Genomic DNA, 18,032 nt, shown 5'->3' with positions numbered 1-18,032 from the left:
AGTTAAGCCCACGACTTCACGGGGTCCATAGCGAGGTGTGACGAACGCCGCGCTGACCTGCATCTTCGCAGGTCAGCGCCACACCTTTCACTTCTCCTTCACGTGCACGATTCGCCTCTTGCGTCCCATTGTGCTCCGACTCGTGCTCAGTGCTTGGCTGTTGCACGGACTTGCCGCTGACGCAGCGTCACACCTCGGTGACCTGCGATGACATCGCCGAAGACGGGGTCCAGCGGTTTCAGGCGTCGCTCGGGCGGGCATAGGTGCGGCCCTTCCAGGCCGCTCCGCGCCCCCGGTAGTGCTGCACGGCCGAGTCGACGGTCATCAGCAGGTACAGCAGAGCCGTGAGCGGAAGCAGCGGGGCGAGTGTCGCGGGCTGCCGGTAGTAGCGCAGCATCGGCAGGTACGTGCCGGCCATCAGCAGCCACGCGAGGCCCCCGGCCCACGCGGCCGCCGGCCGCCCGGCCGCCAGCCCCGCGAAGAGGGCCGCCGGGGGCACGAGGTAGACGAGGACCAGCCCTGCCACCGTCGCGGCCAGCAGCAGCGGCCGGTGGCGCAGTTGCGCGTACGCACTGCGCGAGACCATCCGCCACAGGTCGGCCAGGGCCGGGTACGGCCGCACGCTGTCCACCCGCTCCGCGAGGCCCAGCCAGATCCGCCCGCCGGAGCGCCGCACGGCCCGGGCGAGGGAGACGTCGTCGATGACGGCCTGCCGGATCGACTCGGGCACCCCGGCCCGCACGGCGGCCTCCGTGCGCAGCAGCACGCAGCCTCCCGCCGCGGCGGCGGTCCGGCCGGAGGGGCGGTTGATCCGGCGGAAGGGGTACAGCTGCGCGAAGAAGTAGACGAACGCCGGCACGACGAGCCGCTCCCACGGGCCGGCGACGCGGAGCCGGGCCATCTGCGAGACCAGGTCGAGGCCGGCGCTGGTCGCGGCGGCGACCAGCTCGCGCAGGCTGTCCGGCTCGTGCGCGATGTCGGCGTCGGTGAGCAGCAGGTACTCCGGCTCGGCGGCACGGGCGGTCCGGGCGAGCGCGATGCCGTGGCGCAGCGCCCACAGCTTCCCGGTCCAGCCGGGCCCGGGTTCCCCGGGCGAGGTGACGGTGAGCGGGAGCCCGGGGTGCTCGCGGGCCAGGCGGCGGGCGAGCGCGGCCGTACCGTCGGTGCTGCCGTCGTCGACGAGGATGATCTCGGCCTCGCCGGGATAGTCCTGCGTGATCAGCGACACCAGGCTCCGGGGCAGCACCTCGGCCTCGTCGCGGGCCGGGACGACGACGGCCACCGAGGGCCAGCGGGCGGGGGCGGAGCGGGGCGGGAGGCGGACGTCGGTCCGCCAGAACATGCCCTGGGCGAGGGTCAGCCAGATCCAGGCGGCGAGGGAGGCGCAGGCGGCGCCGGTGAGGCCCATGGCGGCCAGTCTGCCGAAGCTCGCGGGGCCTGTCCCGTATGCACGCCGCCGCACCCCGGCTTCCGCTGCGCGGAGCCTGTCCCCTCCCCGCCCCTTCTCCCCCAGCTACCGCTGGGAGGTGCCCCCAGAAACCGGGGCTGACGCCCCGGACCCCGTTCCGTGCGCTTCGCGCCCCGTGCGCTCAAACGCCGCGCGGGCTGGATATTCCAGCCCCGCCGGCGTTTGGGGCGCTGGGGGAGGGTCCGGGGGCGGAGCCCCGCCGCGCGGCGCAGCCGCATATCCGGCACAGCGGGAAGGGGCGGCGGGGAGGGGACCGGCTCCGCGCAGCGGAAGCGGGAACGGCGCGGCCCTGCGAGGGCGGGGGCCTGGTGGTGTGCTGCGGCCCACACGAGGGCCTTGTCGGCGGCTTCGGAGCGGGCGCGTCGATTAAGGTGACCAGGTGAAGATCGCCCTCATGGACTCCGGAATCGGCCTCCTCGCGGCTGCCGCCGCGATGCGACGGCTGCGGCCGGACGTCGATCTGGTCCTGTCCTCCGACCCCGACGGCATGCCCTGGGGCCCGCGCACCCCCGCCGACCTCACCGGGCGCGCGCTCGGTGTCGCCCGGGCCGCCGCCGCCCTGCGCCCCGACGCGCTGATCATCGCCTGCAACACCGCCACCGTCCACGCCCTGCCCGCCATCCGGGCCGAGCTGGAGCCCGCGATCCCGGTCATCGGCACCGTGCCGGCGATCAAGCCCGCCGCCGCCGACGGCGGCCGCGTGGCGATCTGGGCCACCCCGGCCACCACCGGGAGCCCCTACCAGCGCGGGCTGATCCGCGACTTCGCCGCCGGAGCGTGCGTCACCGAGGTGCCGTGCCCGGGCCTCGCCGACGCCGTCGAGGCCGGCGACGAGGCGGCCGTCGCCGCGGCCGTCGCGGTCGCGGCCGCGCTGACCCCGGCCGACGTCACCGACGTCGTCCTCGGCTGCACGCACTACGAGCTCGTCGAGCCGACCGTCCGCGCCGCCCTCGCGGAGCGCACCGGCGGGGCCGAGCTCACCTACTACGGCTCCGCCGAGCCGGTCGCCGTGCAGGCACTGCGCCGCATCGGCGCCGCACCCGCCCCGGACCTGCCGCGCACCGGCGGCCTGACCGTCCTGCTCAGCGGCGCCGAGGGGGCTCTGCCCGCGGCCGCGCTGGAGTACGCCGAGGGGCGGCTGCTCGCCGGCGAGGGCGCGGCCGTCGCCGGCTGACCGGACTGCCGTTCAGAGCCCGCCCGGTTCCGCGAGGCCCCGGGCCAGCTCGCGCAGTTCGTCCGCGCCCAGGACGCGCGGCCCGAAGCCGGGCAGGGGCACGTGCACCGCCGCGGTCCACTCCGGCGGGATCGCCGCCTGCCCGTAGCACGCGCCGGCCAGGGTGCCGGTGACGGCGGCCACCGTGTCGGTGTCCCCGCCCAGGTTCACGGCGGCCCGTACGGCCTCGGCGAAGTCGGCGGTCGTGCGCAGCGCCCACACCGCGGAGCCCATGCAGGGCCACACCGCGCCGTTGAACTCCGTGGCCAGGCCCGGGTGCCAGCCGGGGTCCAGCACCCGGCCGTACCGCTCCCGGTGCTCCGGATGCACGGCCGCCAGCACCTCGGGAAGTGCGGCCAGCGGATCGGCGCCGTCCAGGGCGATCCGTACGAGCTCGTGCAGCACGGCCGTGCCCTCCCAGGCCGCCCGGTCGCCGTGGGTCAGGGCGGCGATCCGCCGGGCCGCGTCCATCGTCGGATCCCGCCCGTCGGCGGCGAAGTACACCGCCGAGGTCGAGGCGCGCATGAGGGAACCGTTGCCCGCCGCCCGCGCGTTGGCCTGGAAGTGCAGGGCGGCCGCCAGATCCCAGGGCGCGCCGCTGGTCAGCACGTCCTCCGTCTGGAGCCCGATGTCCTTGGGCCCTCCCGCCGCCCAGCGCTGGAACCGGCCGAAGATGTCGGGAAGTTCGAGGCCGTCGTGCTCCAGCAGCGACTCGCCGACCAGGACCGCCATCTGCGTGTCGTCGGTCGCCTCGCCCGGCTCCCAGCCGCCGCCCCCGCGCATCTCGGCGCCGCGCGCGGCCAGTTCGCCGGCGGGCCCGAACTCGTAGGGGGCGCCGAGCGCATCGCCGACGGCCGAGCCCAGGACCGCCCCGACGGCGCGGTCGAGCCGCGTGGTCATCGCTCCTCCTCCTCTTCGACATCCGCCTCCGGCCCGTACGCTGCCGGCTCCGGGCAGACGGCGGACAGTACACCCCGGGCGAAGGTGTCCACATCGTCCAGCCCGGCGGCGGCCAGCGTGTCCGGCGCCCCGGCCAGCAGGTGCCGGAGCGCTCCGTGCATCGCAAGGGTCAGGGCGCGGACCTGCGCCGGCCCGGCCGGCAGCCCGGCCCGGCGCAGCCGCCGGGCGTGGGCCGCGAAGTCCGCCGCGGCGATCGGGTCCAGCAGTGCGGCCAGCCACGGCCGCCGCGCGGCCTCGGCCTGGAGCTCCAGGTAGGCCAGGACCCGTGCCCGCCCGGGCCCGGCCGCATCGTGCAGCAGTCCGGCGAGCAGCAAGGCCAGGGCGTCCCGGCCGTCGGGCGCCGGGCCGGCCCCCGCGAGGGTGTCGGCGACGGCCCGGTACTGCTCCAGGCACCGCTCGGCGACCGCCCGCAGCAGGGTGTCCCGGCTCGGGAAGTAGTTCTTGGCCGTGCCCAGCGGCACGCCGGCCGCGGTGTCGACCGCCCGGTGGGTCAGCCCGCGTCCGCCCGCCTCCGCCAGGACCGCAACGGCGGCGTCGCGCAGCGCGTCCCTTCGTTCCTGGTTCACGGGTGCAGCCTAACCACACGGGTACCACAGATGTAGTACCACTGTCGTGGTGGTCCGTGTCGGACAGCCCGCCGAGGGGGAATACGCCATGTACGGGCAACGGGATCGGCCGCAACGGGACACGGGCACGGCGCGCCCACCTCGCGTACGGGCGGCGGCTGACCGACCCGGACGCGCTCGGCGCCGGCCTCGTCGTCGGCGCCGACGGCCTTTCGTCGGCGCCGACGGCCTCAGGCCTGCGCGAGGCGGCGCTCCAGCTCCTCCCCGGACACGGTCTCCAGGTGGGTCAGGAACACCCACAGGTGCCCCGACGGGTCGCGCAGGATGGCCGTCCGGTCACCGTGGAACCGGTCGCCCGGAGGCTGGAGCAGCTCCGCGCCCTCCGCCACCGCCGCCGCGGCCAGCGCGTCCACGTCCGGTACGTACACGTGGAGCGCGACCGAGGTCCCGCCGAGCGCCGAAGGCGCCGAGAAGGGCCCCTCGGCGGCGTCGCCGAGCATGAGCACCGCGTCGCCGATCCGCAGCTCCGCGTGCAGCACCCCGCCCCCGTCGGGGCGGTCGAGCCGGAAGTCCACGACGGCGCCGAAGGCCCGCTCGTAGAAGGCGAGCGCGGCGTCCGCGTCGGCCACCAGGACGTGCGGCACCACCGCCGTGCGGTAGCGCTCCGGGATGATCTGTGCGGCCCCTGCCGCCTCGTGAGTGGTCATGCGGGCGACCGTAGGAGCTCAACCTTGCTTGAGGTCAACGCCGCCGGGTACGCGCCGCTGGGCAGTCCGGGCGAGAGGCGGTGCCGTGCATGCGGAACGTGAGTACGCTGCTTCCCATGACGGGTCACCCCCCTGGTCCGCTGTGGACGGGCCGGGCCTCCAACCGCGCGCAATGGCTGCTGGCGGCGGCCGGGGCGGCGGCGCTCGCGCTCGGCATCGAACTCGCCGTCGACTTCTCCTGGGAGTCGGGCACCGTCCCCCTCGCCATGTCCGTGGTCGGCTGCCTCGCCGTCGGCCTGCTGATCCTCTACGGCACGATCGCCTTCGTGCACGTCGCCGTCATCGTGGACTCCGAGGCCATGGAGGTGCGCTGCGGGCACATAGGGCTGCCGCGGCGCACGATCCGGCTCTCCGAGGTGACCTCCGCCGAATTCGTGCCCCGGATCACCCCCCGGCAGTGGGGCGGCTGGGGCTACCGCTGGCGCCCCGAGAAGGGCACCGCCGTCGTCGTCCGGCGCGGCGAGGGGCTCGCCCTCCACCTCGGCGACGGCAAGCTGTTCACCGTCACCGTCGACGATGCCGAAAACGCGGTCCGCGTCATCCGCACGCACCTGCGCGCCCTCGCCCGCTGATCCGCAGCCCGGACGGCGCCCCGCCGCGGACCCGCCCGTGTGGGGGCATCCGGCCGGGCCACGTACACTCCGCCCAATGAGCAGCAGTGTCACCCGCAGGCCCGACGGCGCCGAAGCGGAAGCCGCCACCGGAGCAGGAACCGCCGCCCGCCCGGCCCCCGGGCTGCCGCGGCGCAAGGCCGCCGCAGCCCTCCGCGCGGCACTGGCGGCCGGATCCGGCGTGCTGCTCTACCTGAGCTTCCCGCCGCGCCCGCTGTGGTGGCTGGCCCCCTTCGCGCTCGCCGTCCTCGCCGGCTGCCTGCACGGCCGCCGCGCCCGCGCCGGCTTCGGCCTGGGCCTCCTGCACGGCCTGGGCTTCCTGCTGCCCCTGCTGGTGTGGACCAGCGAGGGCGTCGGCCCCGTCCCCTGGCTCGCCCTCGCCACCCTCGAGGCCCTGCTCATCGGCTTGACCACCCTCGGCATCGCCCTCGTCAGCAAGCTCCCCGCCTGGCCCCTGTGGGGGGCAGCGGTCTGGATCGCCGGCGAGGCCCTGCGCGCCCGGGCCCCCTTCGGCGGCTTCCCGTGGGGCAAGCTCGCCTTCGGCCAGGCCGACGGCCTCTTCCTGCCGCTCGCCGCCCTCGGCGGCACCCCGCTGCTCTCCTTCGGCGTCGCCCTGTGCGGCTTCGGCCTGTACGAGGTGCTGCGCACCGCCCGCACCCACCCGCGCGGGGCCACCGCCGCCCTCGCCGCCCTCGCCGTCGCCGCCCCGGCCGGCGCGGCGCTCGCCGCCCGCCCGCTGGTCTCCGACGCCCCCGAGGACGGCACCGCCGTGGCCGCCGTGGTCCAGGGCAACGTGCCGCGCGCCGGGTTCGACTTCAACGCCCAGCGCCGCGCCGTCCTCGACAACCACGCCAACCGCACCCTGCAGCTCGCCGACGACGTCAAGGCGGGCCGGGTCGCCAAGCCGGACTTCGTGGTCTGGCCGGAGAACTCCTCCGACATCGACCCGTACACCCAGCCGGACGCGTACGACGCCATCGACCGCGCGGTGAAGGCCGTCGGCGTACCCGTCGCGATCGGCTCCGTCCTCGCCCCCGAGACCGGCCCGCTGCGCAACACGATGATCCTGTGGGACCCGGTCAAGGGCCCCACGGACACCTACGACAAGCGCAAGATCCAGCCGTTCGGCGAGCGCATCCCGATGCGGTCCTTCGTCCGGATCTTCAGCTCCGACGTGGACCGGGTGCGCCGCGACTTCGGCCCGGGCAAGGACCCCGGCGTCTTCGACATGGCCGGCAGCCGCATCGGCATGGTCACCTGCTTCGAGGCCGCCTTCGACGACGCCGTCCGCTCCACCGTGCAGGACGGCGCGCAGGTCATCGCCGTGCCCAGCAACAACGCCACCTTCGGCCGGACCCAGATGACCTACCAGCAGCTCGCCATGGACCGGATCCGCGCCGTCGAGCACAGCCGCACCGTCCTCGTCCCGGTCACCAGCGGCGTCAGCGCCGTCATCCGGCCCGACGGCGCGGTCGTGCAGCAGACGAAGATGTTCACCGCGGACGCGCTGGTCGCCGAGATCCCGCTGCGCTCTGCCGAGACGCCCGCCACCCGCTTCGGCCCGCTGCCCGAGTACGCGCTCCTCGTGCTCGCCGCCGGGGCCCTGGGCGGCACGCTCGTGCGCCGGATCCGCGGCCGCCGGAGCGCCGCCTGACCGGGGGCCCGCCGCGCGCCTCGTAAGGTTCAGGGCATGAGCACACCTGAGTTCATCCGCGAGATCCGCGCCCATGCCGGGAACCGGCTCCTGCTGCTGCCCGGGGTCAGCGCCATCGTCGTCGACGGAGAGGGGCGGGTCCTGCTCGGCCGCCGCGCCGACACCGGAGGCTGGTCCGTGGTGGGCGGGATCGCCGAGCCGGGCGAGCAGCCCGCCGACACCGCCGTGCGCGAGGTGTACGAGGAGACGGGCGTGCGGTGCGTGCCCGAGCGGGTGGTGCTGGTCGAGATGCTCCAGCCCTTCACCTACCCCAACGGCGACGTCTGCCAGTTCCAGGACATCACCTTCCGCTGCCGGGCGACCGGCGGCGAGGCCCGCGTCAACGACCACGAGTCGCTGGAGGTGGCCTGGTTCGCGCCGGACGCGCTGCCGCCGCTGGAGCCGTTCGCGGTGGACCGGATCCACCGGGCGCTGCGCGACGAGCCGACCTGGTTCAGGCCGGCCGCCGAGCTCCCGCAGGAGGCCCCGGCCCCGGCGGCCGCCGCCGGTGCCGCGGCCACGGGCGGTGCCGCGTCGCCGGCATGGGTGCCGGAGGGCATCCCCGAGTAGCCGCCCACCGACCGCGCCCGCCCCGTCGGCCGCTCCGCCCACCGACCGGACCCGCCGGCCGCGGTGCGGCCGCGTCAGTCGGCGTCGGCCGCCTCCCGGTAGAGCTCCACCGCCTGGTCGCCCAGCACCGCGCTGTACGAGACGTCCGGGTCGGAGCCCCCGCCCTCGTACCCGCCCAGCACCCCGGCCACCGCCCCGCCCACCAGCCACGGGCTCCCGCTCGTACCGCCGCTGAGGTCGGGGCAGTCGATCCGGCGCTGGGTGTCGGAGTACAGGGCGGTGGTGTTGGCGCAGCGCAGCGGAGCGTCCTCGGTGCTCGGGTAGCCCACGATCGTGACCGGCGCATCGGCCGCCTGCTCGGCCGCCACCGGGAAGCCGCCCACGGCGTCCTCGACGTACGCCGCCTGCCCCTCGTCGACCGGGGTCACCGTGGCGAAGGCCACGTCGGCGTCCGGGTCCTGGCCGGCGGTCCACTGCGGCGCCACGTACACGCCGGTCAGCCGCCACACCCCGTACGGGGCGCTGCCCTCGCGGTAGCCGGGGGCGAAGTAGGTGTTCTGCGGGTCCGCCAGACAGTGCGCGGCGGTGGCTATCACGTCGTGGCCGTCGCTGTGCACCACGGCGGCGGTGCAGAAGTGGCCCCCGGACAGGCCGCCCGCGAACAGCGGCCCGACCCGGTCCGCCGTCGGCCCGGGGTGCGCCTGCGCGGTCACGCCCAGCGGCGGCACCGCCTGGGCGTCCGGCATGTTCACGCTCAGCAGTGCGGCCATCGCGGCCAGCGCGGCGAGCGTCCGGGAGGTCCGCCGGATGCGGCGGCGGTGGGCCGGTCGGGGGAGCATGCTGGGGATCATGCTCCGAGCCTCCCCGTCGAAACTATGACCGGAGCCCGTTATTCCATATGAATCCGCTGTGAATCACGGCCCGCCCGCACCCCGCCCGCCCGCACCCCGCCCGCCCGGGCGGAAACACCGTCTATGGACGCCACGGACGGTTTCCGCAGCCGGTGTTGTGCACCGCGGAGCGTGAGCGGGCCGCCCCGCCGCCCCTAGCCTCGCCGCAGGAGCACGAACGAGGGGCGGTACCGGGTGAACTGGCTCATTCACGACTACCGCGAGAGCGATCTCGCCGCAGTCGTCCATCTGATCGACACCACGGCCGAGCTCGGCCAGGAATCCGTCTTCTCGCTGGCCGAGTGCATCAGCGCCCTGACCGACCGGCAGCCCTGCGTGGTCGCCGTCCACCAGGGCGTCCCGATCGGCGCGGCCCTCGCCTGCGTCACCGGCGAGCGCGCCTGGGTGATGCGGATCGCGATCGCCGCCGGCTGGCGCGGCCGGGGCCTGGCCAGCGCGCTGCTGGTCGAGCTGGAGCGGCGGCTCATCGCCGCCCGCGTCGGCCGGATCGCGTACGTCCTGCCCGAGGAGGACCTGCTCGGCGAGGGACTTCTCAACGCCGGCTACACCCGGCAGCCGGCCGTCGCCTACTTCGAGAAGAGCGAGCCGCTGCACGGGCCCGCCGCCGGCCTCCTCGACGACCTCGGCGGCCGCTTCCTGCCGAGCGACCTGTGGGAGAAGGTCGCCGGCATGGAGCAGGAGAAGGACCTCATCGAACGGCGCGTGGTGCTGCCGCTCGCCGAGCCCGAACGGGCCGCCGCCCACGGCGTGCAGCCGCCGCGCGCCATCACCCTGTTCGGCCCGCCCGGCACCGGCAAGACCACCTTCGCCCGCGCCATCGCCTCCCGGCTCGGCTGGCCCTTCGTGGAGCTGCTGCCCTCCCGCCTCGCCGACGAGGGCAACCTGGCGGCCGCGCTGCGCGACGCGTTCGCCCGGATCGCCGAGCTGGAACGGGTGCTCGTCTTCATCGACGAGGTCGAGGAGATCGCGCCCGTGCGCACCGAGCCCGCGCAGCCCGGCGGCATCCACGGGGTGACGAACGAGCTGCTCAAGCTGATCCCCGGATTCCGCGAGGGCGGCGAGCGGCTGCTGGTCTGCGCCACCAACTCCATCCGCTCCCTGGACCCGGCCTTCCTGCGGCCCGGCCGCTTCGACTACCTGATCCCGATCGGCACGCCGGATTCCGGCGCCCGCGCCGCGATCTGGTCGCGCTACACGGCGGGCCGCGCGGACGTCGACGTGGCGGCCCTGGTGGAGGCGAGCGAGCTGTTCACCCCGGCCGACATCGAGCACGCGGCGCGGATCGCCGCCCAGGTGTCCTTCGAACGGGACCTGGAGTCGGTGGGCGCCCGCGGCGCGGCGCCGGACCGGCTCGGCGCCACCACCGAGGACTACCTGGCGGCGGTCCTCCAGTGCCGGCCGACGGTCACCCCCGCCATGACGGGCGAGTTCGAGGCGGACATCACCGCCCACGCCCGCTTCTGACGGGCGCGGCGCTGCCGTGTCCGGGGCCGGCCCCCGCTCAGCTCGCGCAGCGGTAGGTGAACCCTGCCGTGGCGGTGCGGTGTTCGGGGGAGACGAGCTCGATCTGGGCCGTGGCCGCGTAGACCCCCTGTCCCCGGAAGGTCCACAGCAGGTGCAGCCGGGCCTCCTCCCGGCCGCGCGGCACGCGCTCCGTGAGCTGCTCCGAGCGGGTGCCGTCGCTGCGGATCCACCGGTACGCCAGCGTCCCCGGGCGCCCGTTGGTCCGTACGACGGCCACCACATCGGCGGTCGTATCGCAGCCGGCGTCCTGTGCGCCGGCCGTGGCCGTCACCTCCCGCACCTCGATGCCCGGCCCGAACCGCTGCCACGCCAGGTACGCCAGCACGGCGAGCAGCACCGCACCGGCGAGGGCGTAGCGGCGCCACCCGCCCCGCCGCCGCGCCGGCGGGGCCAGGACCACGGGGAACGGGGCCGGCACGGTCGCCGTCACCCCGGGCCCGAACCGCATGACCGACCCCTCGATCCGGTCCGCCACGGCCTCCTGGGCCTGCGCCTGCGCCGGCCCGTCCTGCGCCGGGAGGGGCAGCGTCCGTTCGGCTTGCGCGGGCAGGGGTTGCGTCCGGTCGGCCTGCGCGGGCAGGGCCTGCGTCGGACCGGTCTGCGCCGCCTCCGCCTCCGCCGGGCGGCTGATCCAGTGGCTGCCGAGCACGGTCGCGCTGTACTCGTCGTCCTCGCTCATCCCGGAACGCACCTCCTGTCGAGCAGGGTGTCGGTGGCCGGCCCCTCGGCCGCCGCCGGCACCGTCGTGATCCGCACGGCCCAGTAGCAGCCCGTGCCCTTGAACGTATGCGTCAGCGGGCCGAAGGCCGCGCCCGGCTTGTACTCGTAGACGGCAGAGCCGTCCGGCGCCGCGAACGGGTTGCCGTCGTTGCCGGTGAACCACTGCACCGTGACCTTCACCGTGCCGCTGCCCGAGGCCTTGATGCCCACGCTCGCCTGCCCGGTGCCGGGGGCGGTCTGCGTCAGGTTCACCCCGACCGCGTACACGGTCGTCCTCGGGGACGGGGCGGGCGGCGAGGAGGTCGGCGGTTTTGCCGTGGCCGAAGGAGTGGCCGGCGGCCAGGACACCGTGTGCCCCGGGCTCGGCGACAGCGACGGCCACACCCCGCCGGACGGCGAGGCCGACGCGGAGCCGGACGGCGACGCGGACGCCGACGGGGACCCGCCGGGCGAGGCCGACGCGCTCGGGGAGGCCGACCCGCTCGGCCCCGGCAGCGGCGAGCCCGACGCTCCCGTCGAAGCGGACGGCCCGGGGCTCGACGTCGCGAAGGTGTTCACCGCCCGGGCCCCGCCCGGCTCCCCGCCCATCGCGCTGGTGGTGAGCCCCGCCACCACCCCCAGGACCAGCGCCGCGCCGGCCGCGTACAGGCCGCGCCGCCCCGGCGCCCAGCCCGAACCGCGCCCCAGCGAGGTCGTCGCCACCGCCGTGGTCCCCTCCGCCGGTGCACCCGCCGAGGGGAACAGCAGCGGCAGCAGTGCGGCGAGCGCCGCCAGCTTGCGCTGCCCGCGCTCCTCCCACTCCGGCCCGTACGCCGCCAGCGCCACCTGCTCCAGCTCGGCGACGAAGGCCTCTGCGTTCTCCGGGCGCTGCTCCGGAGCCTTGGCCAGGCCCCGCCGGATCAGCGGGCGGACCGGCTCCGGGACCTCGGCCGCCGGAACCGGAGCCTCGACGTGCTGCACCGCGAGCTCCCCCAGGCTCTGCCCCGGGAAGGGCTTCCGGCCGGTCAGGCACTCGAAGAACGTCGCGGTCGCCGCGTACACGTCGGCGGCGGGCGAGGCGGGCCGGCCCTGCCACTGCTCGGGCGCCATGTACGCGGGGGTGCCGGCCACGCCGGGCGTGCTGCCGCGGCGCGTCGCGATCCCGAAGTCCACCAGCTTCGACGTGCCGTCGGCCGCGACCAGCACGTTCTCCGGCTTGTAGTCGCGGTGGACGACGCCCTGCCGGTGCGCCGCGGCCAGCCCCAGCAGCGAGCCCTTCAGCAGGACCAGGGAAGCCTCGGGGCCGGCCGGCCCGGACTGCTTCAACAGGGCGCGCAGGGAGATGCCGTCGACCAGTTCCATCACGATGGCGGCGCCGCCGGGCGCCTCCGTGAACTCGCAGTATTCGTACAGGCGGACCACGTACGGCGTGTCCAGGCCGCCCAGCAGCCGGGCCTCCGCCCGGAACTCCCCGACGAACGCGGGGTCCTCGCGCAGCCGGTCGGCGAGGTACTTCACCGCCACGGGCGTGCCGGTCGCGTCATGGACGGCGAGGACCACCCGGCCGCTCGCCCCGGAGCCGAGGTCCCGGGCATGCGTGTAGCCGGGCACCGTCCACCCGTTCGTCATCGTCCGCCCCCGTCCGTGGCGCCGCCGTTCCCGAAGGGCCGGTCGCCATCCGGCCGGCCACCCCCCAGGACACGGTTTCCGCCACGGCCGGTTCCCAACCCTGCGGCGCGTCTCGCCCCTCGGGCGTCACGTGTCAGGCCGCGGCGCGCTCCGCGCCGATCATCGCGTGCAGCCGGTCCGCGGCCGCCCGCCCGAACGCGGGGTCGTTGATGTGGGTGTCGTAGTCCCGCAGGACCGCGGAACTGCCCCGCAGCCCCTCGCGCAGCGCCGCGAACAGGGCCCGGTCCGCGGCCGGGTCGTGGTACGGGCCGCCCGGCGCGCCCAGCGTGGACAGCCCGCGCAGCGGCAGGCACACCTCGGTGGGGCCCGTCGCCGAGCGGAGCTTGGCGGCGACCCGGCGGCCGAGCTCCGCGCACTCGGCCTCGGTGGTGCGGATCACCGTGATGGACGGGTTGTGGACGCGGACGCGCCGGTAGCGCACCCGTTCGGGGAGGGAGTCCAGCGGCCCGAACTTCACCATGTCCAGTGCGCCCAGGCTCACCACCTGCGGGACGCCGGCGCGGCCGGCCGCGCTGAGCCGGTCGGGACCGGCGCTGAGGATGCCGCCGCACAGGTCGTCGGCGAGCTCGCTGAGGGTGAGGTCGAGCACGCCCGCGAAGACGCCCTGGCCGGCCAGTTTCTCCAGCGTCCGGCCGCCGGTGCCGCTGACGTGGAAGACGAGGACCTCGTAGCCCAGTTCGGTCAGCCGCTCCCGCGCCGCATCGACGCCGAGCGTGGTCACGCCCGCCATGCTCGCCGCGACGAGCGGCCGCGACCCGCTGCCCAGCCGGGCGGGGCGCAGCACCTCCAGGCCGGCCCGCTCGTACGCCTTGGCCATGCCGGCCGCGGCGGCCACGGCGTTGGCGAGGATCGGGGAGGAGACGCTGTTGATGCCCGCGATGTCCACGACGCTGTACATCATCGTGATGTCCGCCGATCCGACGTACGGGGCCACGTCCCCGGAGGCCATGGAGGAGACCATCAGCTTCGGCACGCCCAGCGGCAGCGCGCGCATCGCCCGGCTGGCGATGGAGGTCCCGCCGCTGCCGCCGATGGCGAGCACCGCGTGCAGCCGGCCCTCGGCGTGCAGGCGCAGCAGGACCGCCTCGGCGCCGCGCGCCATCGTGGTGACGGCCGCACCCCGGTCGGCGCCCGCCCGCAGTTCCGACAGTTCCGCTCCCGCCGCCCGGGCCACCGCCTCGCGGGGCATGTCGGCGGGCACCCGTGGTTCGCCCATGATGCCCGTGTCGACCATGATCACTTCGACGCCGGTGCGCAGCAGCCCCTCGCGCAGCCAGCCGTACTCGACACCCTTGGTGTCCAGGGTTCCCACCAGCACGACGTTCGTCATACGTGCAATGTCCACGCGGGTGGCGTTTGTTGGCAAGTCAAGGTCGAGTCAACCCTGCGGCAACCCCAACAGCCGCTCGAGAAATGCGACTTGAGAGCGCACCAGCTTCGTTTCGGCCACCTCCGGAGCGAACCAGGCGACCCGGTCCAATTCGGGGAACTCCGCCGTCCGTCCCGAGCGCGGCGGCCACTCCATCATGAAGGTCCCGGGCACCATCAGCGCCGGATCCAGCTCCGCCCGCACGGCCCAGACCGTCACCAGCTTCCCGCCCGGGATCCGCACCTCGCCCAGTGGGAGGTACGGCCCCTCGGGCGGCGGGAGGCCGATCTCCTCGGTGAACTCCCGCCGCGCCGCGTCCAGCGGCTCCTCGTCCGGCGTGTACTCGCCCTTGGGGATGGACCACGCCCCGTCGTCGCGGCGCTCCCAGTACGGGCCGCCCATGTGGCCGAGGAGCACCTCGATGCCCGTACCGCCGGGGGCGGCGTCGCGGAAGAGGAGCAGCCCGGCACTTCGTTTGTCGGTCATGGGCGGATGTATGCCCGCCGGACGGGCCCGCCACCGCTCGGCGGCCGTGCGGCGACCGGCGGCGCGCCGCCCTCAGTGGTCGTGCGGGCCCTGCCGGTGCACGGGGCCGTGCGCGTCCGCGCAGTGCGGGTCGGCCGCGTCCTCGCCGGGGCGGCCCACCGCCAGCAGCGCCTCCTGCACGTGGTCCACCTGGAGGGTGGTGTGGCTGATCCCGTACTCCTGCGCCAGCAGCCGCTCCAGCTCCCGGCGCACCGCGTGGCAGTCGCCGGCCGGCTCGAGGAGCACGTGCGCCGACAGCGCCGCCTGGCCGGAGGTGATGGTCCAGATGTGCAGGTCGTGCACCTCGGTGACGAGCCGGTGCCCGACCAGCCGGTCCCCGACCGCATCCGGGTCCACGTGCGCAGGGGCGGCCTCCAGGAAGATCCGGCCGGAGTCGCGGACCAGCCCGTAGCCGGCCTTCACCATCAGCGCCACCACCACGAGCGTGGCGATCGCGTCGGCCTGCACGAAGCCGGTCGTCAGGACGACCAGGCCGGCGACGGCGGTGCCGATGAAGGCGAACAGGTCGTTCAGGATGTGCTGGTAGGCGCCCTCCACGGCGAGCGAGGAGCGGTTCGCCCGCGAGATGCACCAGGCCGCCGCGACGTTCACCGCGATGCCGGCGAGCGCCGTGACCAGCACCAGACCGCCCGCCACCGGCGGCGGGTCGAGCAGCCGCCGCACCGCCTCGTACGCCAGCCAGACCGCCAGCAGCAGCAGGGTCAGCCCGTTGGCCTGGGCGGACAGGATCTCCGCGCGCTTGAGCCCGTACGTGAACCCGCCGCGCGCAGGGCGGGCCGCGAGCCGCATCGCGACGAGGGCGAGGACGATCGAGACCGCGTCGGTGAGCATGTGCGCGGCGTCGGAGATCAGGGCCAGCGACCGGGCGATGATGCCGATGGCCACCTCCCCGGCCATGAACGCGCCGATCAGGCCGAGCGCGATGGCCAGCCACCGCCGGTCGGCGTCCGCGGCCACCCCGTGGCCGTGCCCGCCGTGGCCGTGGCCGTGGCCGTGGTCATGTCCGTGGCCGTCTCCGGCGTGGCCGCGGCCCGCGCCGCGGTGGCCGTCCTCGTCCTGCGTGTGGTGGTGCACGCTCATCCCGTTCCCCCGTCCGTTCGGTTCCGACGCGTGAAGTGAAGCGCACTGCGAAGCAATGGGCAAAGGCTGCAACGGGGACCGTTGTCATTCCCCATAAGACGGCCCTGACCTGCGGTGATGCCGGGACGGCCGAGCCGGCGGCCCGACGGGCCGGCGGGCGGTCGACGCCGAGCGGGCGGGCCGCGCGGCCCGCGCGGGGCAGCGATCGGTGAGACCCTGGCTGCATGGCCGAAAGGCGAGCGAGCCCCGAGGTCCGGTGGCCCGCGCAGCCGGACATGAGCCTCGCGCTCAACCACATGGGCACCTTCGACTGGGACCTCGACAGCGGGCGCATGCACCTGGACTCCACCGCCCTGGAGGTCCTCGACCTGGATCCCGAGGAGTTCAGCGGCACCCCCGCCGGCCTGCGCAGCCGCATGGGACCGTCCGAGGCGGCCCGGCTCGACGCCCGCGTGGCCCAGGCCCTCAAGGACGGGCGCAGCCACTACGGGGCGTACGTCCGCAGCCGCCGGCGCGACGGGTCCCCGGCCTGGACCCACATCCAGGGCCACATCCTGCGCGACGCCGACGGCCGGCCCTACCGGGTCATCGGAATCCTGCGCGACGCCGCCCACGACCCCGGCGAGCCCGGCGCGGGCGGGGAGCGGGCCGAGGGGCGGCGCCGCATGACCGGCGTCGTCGAGCGGACCACCGCGATCCTGGCCCACGCCCGCACCGTCAACGACGTCACCGACGTCCTGAAGGACCCCGAGGCCCTCAGCCACCTCGGCGCGGTCAGCGTCATGCTCGGCATCGTCGACGGGGGCCGGATCCACCTCGTCGCCGAGGGGCAGCTCGGCTCGTACGTCCCCGAGATCGAGTACACCCGCATCGACGCCCGGTTCCCGATGAGCGAGGCCGTGCGGAGCCTCCAGCCCGTCTTCCTCGCCTCCCGAGAGGAGTTCCAGCACCGCTACCCGGAGCTGTGGCCGTACATCGAGCCGCTGGCCGTGCGCAGCGGGGTCTACCTGCCGCTGATCGCCCAGGGGCGGGCCATCGGCGCGCTCGGGCTGCTGTACCGGCGCGACGGCGACTTCACCGCCGAGGAGCGCAACGTCCTCGTCGCCCTCGGCAGCGGCATCGCCCAGAGCCTGCAGCGGGCCATGCTCTTCGAGCAGGAGCACGACCTCGCCGAAGGCCTCCAGCGGGCCATGCTGCCGCGCCGGATCCCGCAGGTGCCGGGCAGCCGGATCGCCGTACGGTACCGGGCCGCCCGCATGGGGCGGGAGATCGGCGGCGACTGGTACGACGTCGTCCCCCTCGGCGACGGCCGGATCGGGGTGATGGTCGGAGACGTGGAGGGCCACGACACCGACGCGGCCGCGATCATGGGCCAACTGCGGATCGTGCTGCGGGCCTACGTGTCCGAGGGCCACACCCCGGACACGGCGATGGCCCGGGCCTCCGCCTTCCTGCGCGACCTGGCCACCGACCGGCTCGCCACCTGCACGTACGCCGAGCTCGACCTCGGCACCGGCCTGCTCAGGCTGGTACGGGCCGGCCACCACGACCCGGTGGTGCGGCGCGGCGACGGCACCGCCCACCCCGTCCAGGTCGCCGGAGGGCTCCCGCTCGGGCTGGCGCCGCGCGAGACGGCGCCGGCGGGCCGGTCGGGCTCCGGATACCCCGTCACCAGCCTCGAACTCCACCCCGGGGACACGCTGGTCCTCTGCACCGACGGGCTGCTCGCGCGGCCGTACGCCGAGGACCCCGACGCGGGCATGCGGGAGCTGATGGACGCCGTCAGCAGCGGGCCGGCCGACGTGGAGGAACTGGCCGACGCCCTGTGCGACCTGATCGGCGACGCGGGCGGCGGGGACGACATGGCCCTGCTCCTGCTGCGCCGCCGCGGCACCCCCGGCCCGCGCGGCGGCGGGCCGCTGCGGCTGCGGCTCACCCCCGGCGACCCCGAGGGGCCGGCGATGGCCCGCCACCTGATCCGGGCCGCCGTGGCCGCATGGGGGGCGCAGGAGCTGGCCGATGCGGTCGAACTGGCCGCGGACGAGCTGATGGCGAACGTACTGGTGCACACGGACGGCGGCGGCCACGTCAACGTCCGGCTGACCGCCGCCGGCCGGATCCGGGTCGATGTCGAGGACACCAGCAGCGCGCTGCCGCGGCGGCGGGAGGCGGGCGACTGGGCGGTGTCGGGACGGGGGCTGCTGCTGGTGGACCGCCTGGCCGCCGAGTGGGGCGTGGAACCCCGGGGCGGGGGCAAGTCGGTCTGGTGCGAGTTCGCGCTGCCGTCCCCGCCGTAACGCTGCCGCTGTTCCGCTGCGCGGAGCCGTTCCCCCACCCCGCCCCTTCCCGGGTCCGGGCTCCGCCCC

Annotated in this window: 16 protein-coding genes; 6 read left to right on the top strand and 10 right to left on the bottom strand. The window is 75.5% G+C overall.

Annotated features, from left to right (window positions below; all coding sequences use genetic code 11):
* Positions 1-238: 238 nt before the first annotated feature.
* On the bottom strand, positions 239-1,408 hold the full coding sequence (locus AB0953_RS11740; RefSeq protein WP_366859263.1) for a glycosyltransferase: 1,170 nt from the start codon (positions 1,406-1,408) through the stop codon (positions 239-241).
* Positions 1,409-1,847: 439 nt separating this feature from the next.
* Between AB0953_RS11740 and AB0953_RS11735 the strand changes: the two genes are divergently transcribed.
* Positions 1,848-2,642, top strand: coding sequence for an aspartate/glutamate racemase family protein (locus AB0953_RS11735; RefSeq protein WP_366859262.1), 795 nt, complete (start codon positions 1,848-1,850; stop codon positions 2,640-2,642).
* A 12-nt stretch (positions 2,643-2,654) separates the two neighbouring features.
* On the opposite strand, the gene AB0953_RS11730 is transcribed toward AB0953_RS11735, so the two are convergent.
* The 3 genes from AB0953_RS11730 to AB0953_RS11720 all read right to left on the bottom strand — a co-directional run bounded on the left by AB0953_RS11730 (position 2,655) and on the right by AB0953_RS11720 (position 4,914).
* The gene (locus AB0953_RS11730) at positions 2,655-3,581 is read right to left on the bottom strand and encodes an ADP-ribosylglycohydrolase family protein (RefSeq protein ID WP_366859261.1); all 927 of its coding nucleotides are present in this window, start codon (positions 3,579-3,581) and stop codon (positions 2,655-2,657) included.
* Positions 3,578-4,207: a TetR/AcrR family transcriptional regulator gene (locus tag AB0953_RS11725; protein WP_366859260.1), complete on the bottom strand. Its 630-nt coding sequence runs from the start codon at positions 4,205-4,207 to the stop codon at positions 3,578-3,580. Before AB0953_RS11725 ends, AB0953_RS11730 begins: the two co-directional genes overlap by 4 nt.
* A gap of 230 nt (positions 4,208-4,437) precedes the next feature.
* Positions 4,438-4,914, bottom strand: coding sequence for a VOC family protein (locus tag AB0953_RS11720; RefSeq protein ID WP_366859259.1), 477 nt, complete (start codon positions 4,912-4,914; stop codon positions 4,438-4,440).
* A 116-nt stretch (positions 4,915-5,030) separates the two neighbouring features.
* On the opposite strand from AB0953_RS11720, the gene AB0953_RS11715 reads away from it, so the two are divergent.
* The 3 genes from AB0953_RS11715 (at position 5,031) to AB0953_RS11705 (ending at position 7,848) form a co-directional block, all read left to right on the top strand.
* The gene (locus AB0953_RS11715) at positions 5,031-5,546 is read left to right on the top strand and encodes a hypothetical protein (RefSeq protein ID WP_366859258.1); all 516 of its coding nucleotides are present in this window, start codon (positions 5,031-5,033) and stop codon (positions 5,544-5,546) included.
* A 76-nt stretch (positions 5,547-5,622) separates the two neighbouring features.
* Complete coding sequence (gene lnt, locus AB0953_RS11710) at positions 5,623-7,239, top strand: apolipoprotein N-acyltransferase (protein ID WP_366859257.1); 1,617 nt, start codon at positions 5,623-5,625, stop codon at positions 7,237-7,239.
* Positions 7,240-7,275: 36 nt separating this feature from the next.
* A complete protein-coding gene (locus tag AB0953_RS11705; RefSeq protein WP_366859256.1) occupies positions 7,276-7,848 on the top strand; it encodes an NUDIX domain-containing protein in 573 nt (190 codons plus the stop codon).
* 74 nt (positions 7,849-7,922) lie between these two features.
* On the opposite strand, the gene AB0953_RS11700 is transcribed toward AB0953_RS11705, so the two are convergent.
* The gene (locus AB0953_RS11700; protein ID WP_366859255.1) at positions 7,923-8,699 is read right to left on the bottom strand and encodes a trypsin-like peptidase domain-containing protein; all 777 of its coding nucleotides are present in this window, start codon (positions 8,697-8,699) and stop codon (positions 7,923-7,925) included.
* A 234-nt stretch (positions 8,700-8,933) separates the two neighbouring features.
* Between AB0953_RS11700 and AB0953_RS11695 the strand changes: the two genes are divergently transcribed.
* Positions 8,934-10,223 (top strand): bifunctional GNAT family N-acetyltransferase/ATP-binding protein, encoded by a 1,290-nt coding sequence (locus AB0953_RS11695; protein ID WP_366859254.1) that lies wholly within the window; start codon positions 8,934-8,936, stop codon positions 10,221-10,223.
* A 37-nt stretch (positions 10,224-10,260) separates the two neighbouring features.
* Here the strand turns inward: AB0953_RS11695 and AB0953_RS11690 are convergent, their stop codons facing one another.
* From AB0953_RS11690 to AB0953_RS11670, 5 genes are all read right to left on the bottom strand, one after another.
* Complete coding sequence (locus tag AB0953_RS11690) at positions 10,261-10,962, bottom strand: hypothetical protein (RefSeq protein ID WP_366859253.1); 702 nt, start codon at positions 10,960-10,962, stop codon at positions 10,261-10,263.
* The gene (locus AB0953_RS11685) at positions 10,959-12,611 is read right to left on the bottom strand and encodes a serine/threonine-protein kinase (protein WP_366859252.1); all 1,653 of its coding nucleotides are present in this window, start codon (positions 12,609-12,611) and stop codon (positions 10,959-10,961) included. The genes AB0953_RS11690 and AB0953_RS11685 overlap by 4 nt, the downstream gene beginning before the upstream one ends.
* 133 nt (positions 12,612-12,744) lie before the next feature.
* Positions 12,745-14,001: a Tm-1-like ATP-binding domain-containing protein gene (locus AB0953_RS11680; protein WP_366859251.1), complete on the bottom strand. Its 1,257-nt coding sequence runs from the start codon at positions 13,999-14,001 to the stop codon at positions 12,745-12,747.
* Positions 14,002-14,049: 48 nt separating this feature from the next.
* A complete protein-coding gene (locus AB0953_RS11675) occupies positions 14,050-14,526 on the bottom strand; it encodes an NUDIX domain-containing protein (RefSeq protein ID WP_366859250.1) in 477 nt (158 codons plus the stop codon).
* A gap of 72 nt (positions 14,527-14,598) precedes the next feature.
* The gene (locus AB0953_RS11670; protein ID WP_366859249.1) at positions 14,599-15,666 is read right to left on the bottom strand and encodes a cation diffusion facilitator family transporter; all 1,068 of its coding nucleotides are present in this window, start codon (positions 15,664-15,666) and stop codon (positions 14,599-14,601) included.
* Between the two features lie 224 nt (positions 15,667-15,890).
* Between AB0953_RS11670 and AB0953_RS11665 the strand changes: the two genes are divergently transcribed.
* On the top strand, positions 15,891-17,963 hold the full coding sequence (locus AB0953_RS11665) for a SpoIIE family protein phosphatase (RefSeq protein WP_366859248.1): 2,073 nt from the start codon (positions 15,891-15,893) through the stop codon (positions 17,961-17,963).
* The last annotated feature ends 69 nt before the right edge of the window (positions 17,964-18,032 follow it).

Source organism: Streptomyces sp. NPDC046866, assembly GCF_040704625.1.
GTDB lineage: Bacteria > Actinomycetota > Actinomycetes > Streptomycetales > Streptomycetaceae > Streptomyces.
The sequence above is the reverse complement of the archived record's forward strand: the minus strand, read 5'-3'. Positions and strand labels throughout refer to the sequence as shown.

Coding starts and splice junctions, on each gene's coding strand:
- AB0953_RS11740 (WP_366859263.1), bottom strand. CDS start 1,408: ATGGGCCTCACCGGCGCCGCCTGCGCCTCCCTCGCCGCCTGGATCTGG.
- AB0953_RS11730 (WP_366859261.1), bottom strand. CDS start 3,581: ATGACCACGCGGCTCGACCGCGCCGTCGGGGCGGTCCTGGGCTCGGCC.
- AB0953_RS11720 (WP_366859259.1), bottom strand. CDS start 4,914: ATGACCACTCACGAGGCGGCAGGGGCCGCACAGATCATCCCGGAGCGC.
- AB0953_RS11715 (WP_366859258.1), top strand. CDS start 5,031: ATGACGGGTCACCCCCCTGGTCCGCTGTGGACGGGCCGGGCCTCCAAC.
- lnt (WP_366859257.1), top strand. CDS start 5,623: ATGAGCAGCAGTGTCACCCGCAGGCCCGACGGCGCCGAAGCGGAAGCC.
- AB0953_RS11705 (WP_366859256.1), top strand. CDS start 7,276: ATGAGCACACCTGAGTTCATCCGCGAGATCCGCGCCCATGCCGGGAAC.
- AB0953_RS11700 (WP_366859255.1), bottom strand. CDS start 8,699: ATGATCCCCAGCATGCTCCCCCGACCGGCCCACCGCCGCCGCATCCGG.
- AB0953_RS11690 (WP_366859253.1), bottom strand. CDS start 10,962: ATGAGCGAGGACGACGAGTACAGCGCGACCGTGCTCGGCAGCCACTGG.
- AB0953_RS11685 (WP_366859252.1), bottom strand. CDS start 12,611: ATGACGAACGGGTGGACGGTGCCCGGCTACACGCATGCCCGGGACCTC.
- AB0953_RS11680 (WP_366859251.1), bottom strand. CDS start 14,001: ATGACGAACGTCGTGCTGGTGGGAACCCTGGACACCAAGGGTGTCGAG.
- AB0953_RS11675 (WP_366859250.1), bottom strand. CDS start 14,526: ATGACCGACAAACGAAGTGCCGGGCTGCTCCTCTTCCGCGACGCCGCC.
- AB0953_RS11670 (WP_366859249.1), bottom strand. CDS start 15,666: ATGAGCGTGCACCACCACACGCAGGACGAGGACGGCCACCGCGGCGCG.
- AB0953_RS11665 (WP_366859248.1), top strand. CDS start 15,891: ATGGCCGAAAGGCGAGCGAGCCCCGAGGTCCGGTGGCCCGCGCAGCCG.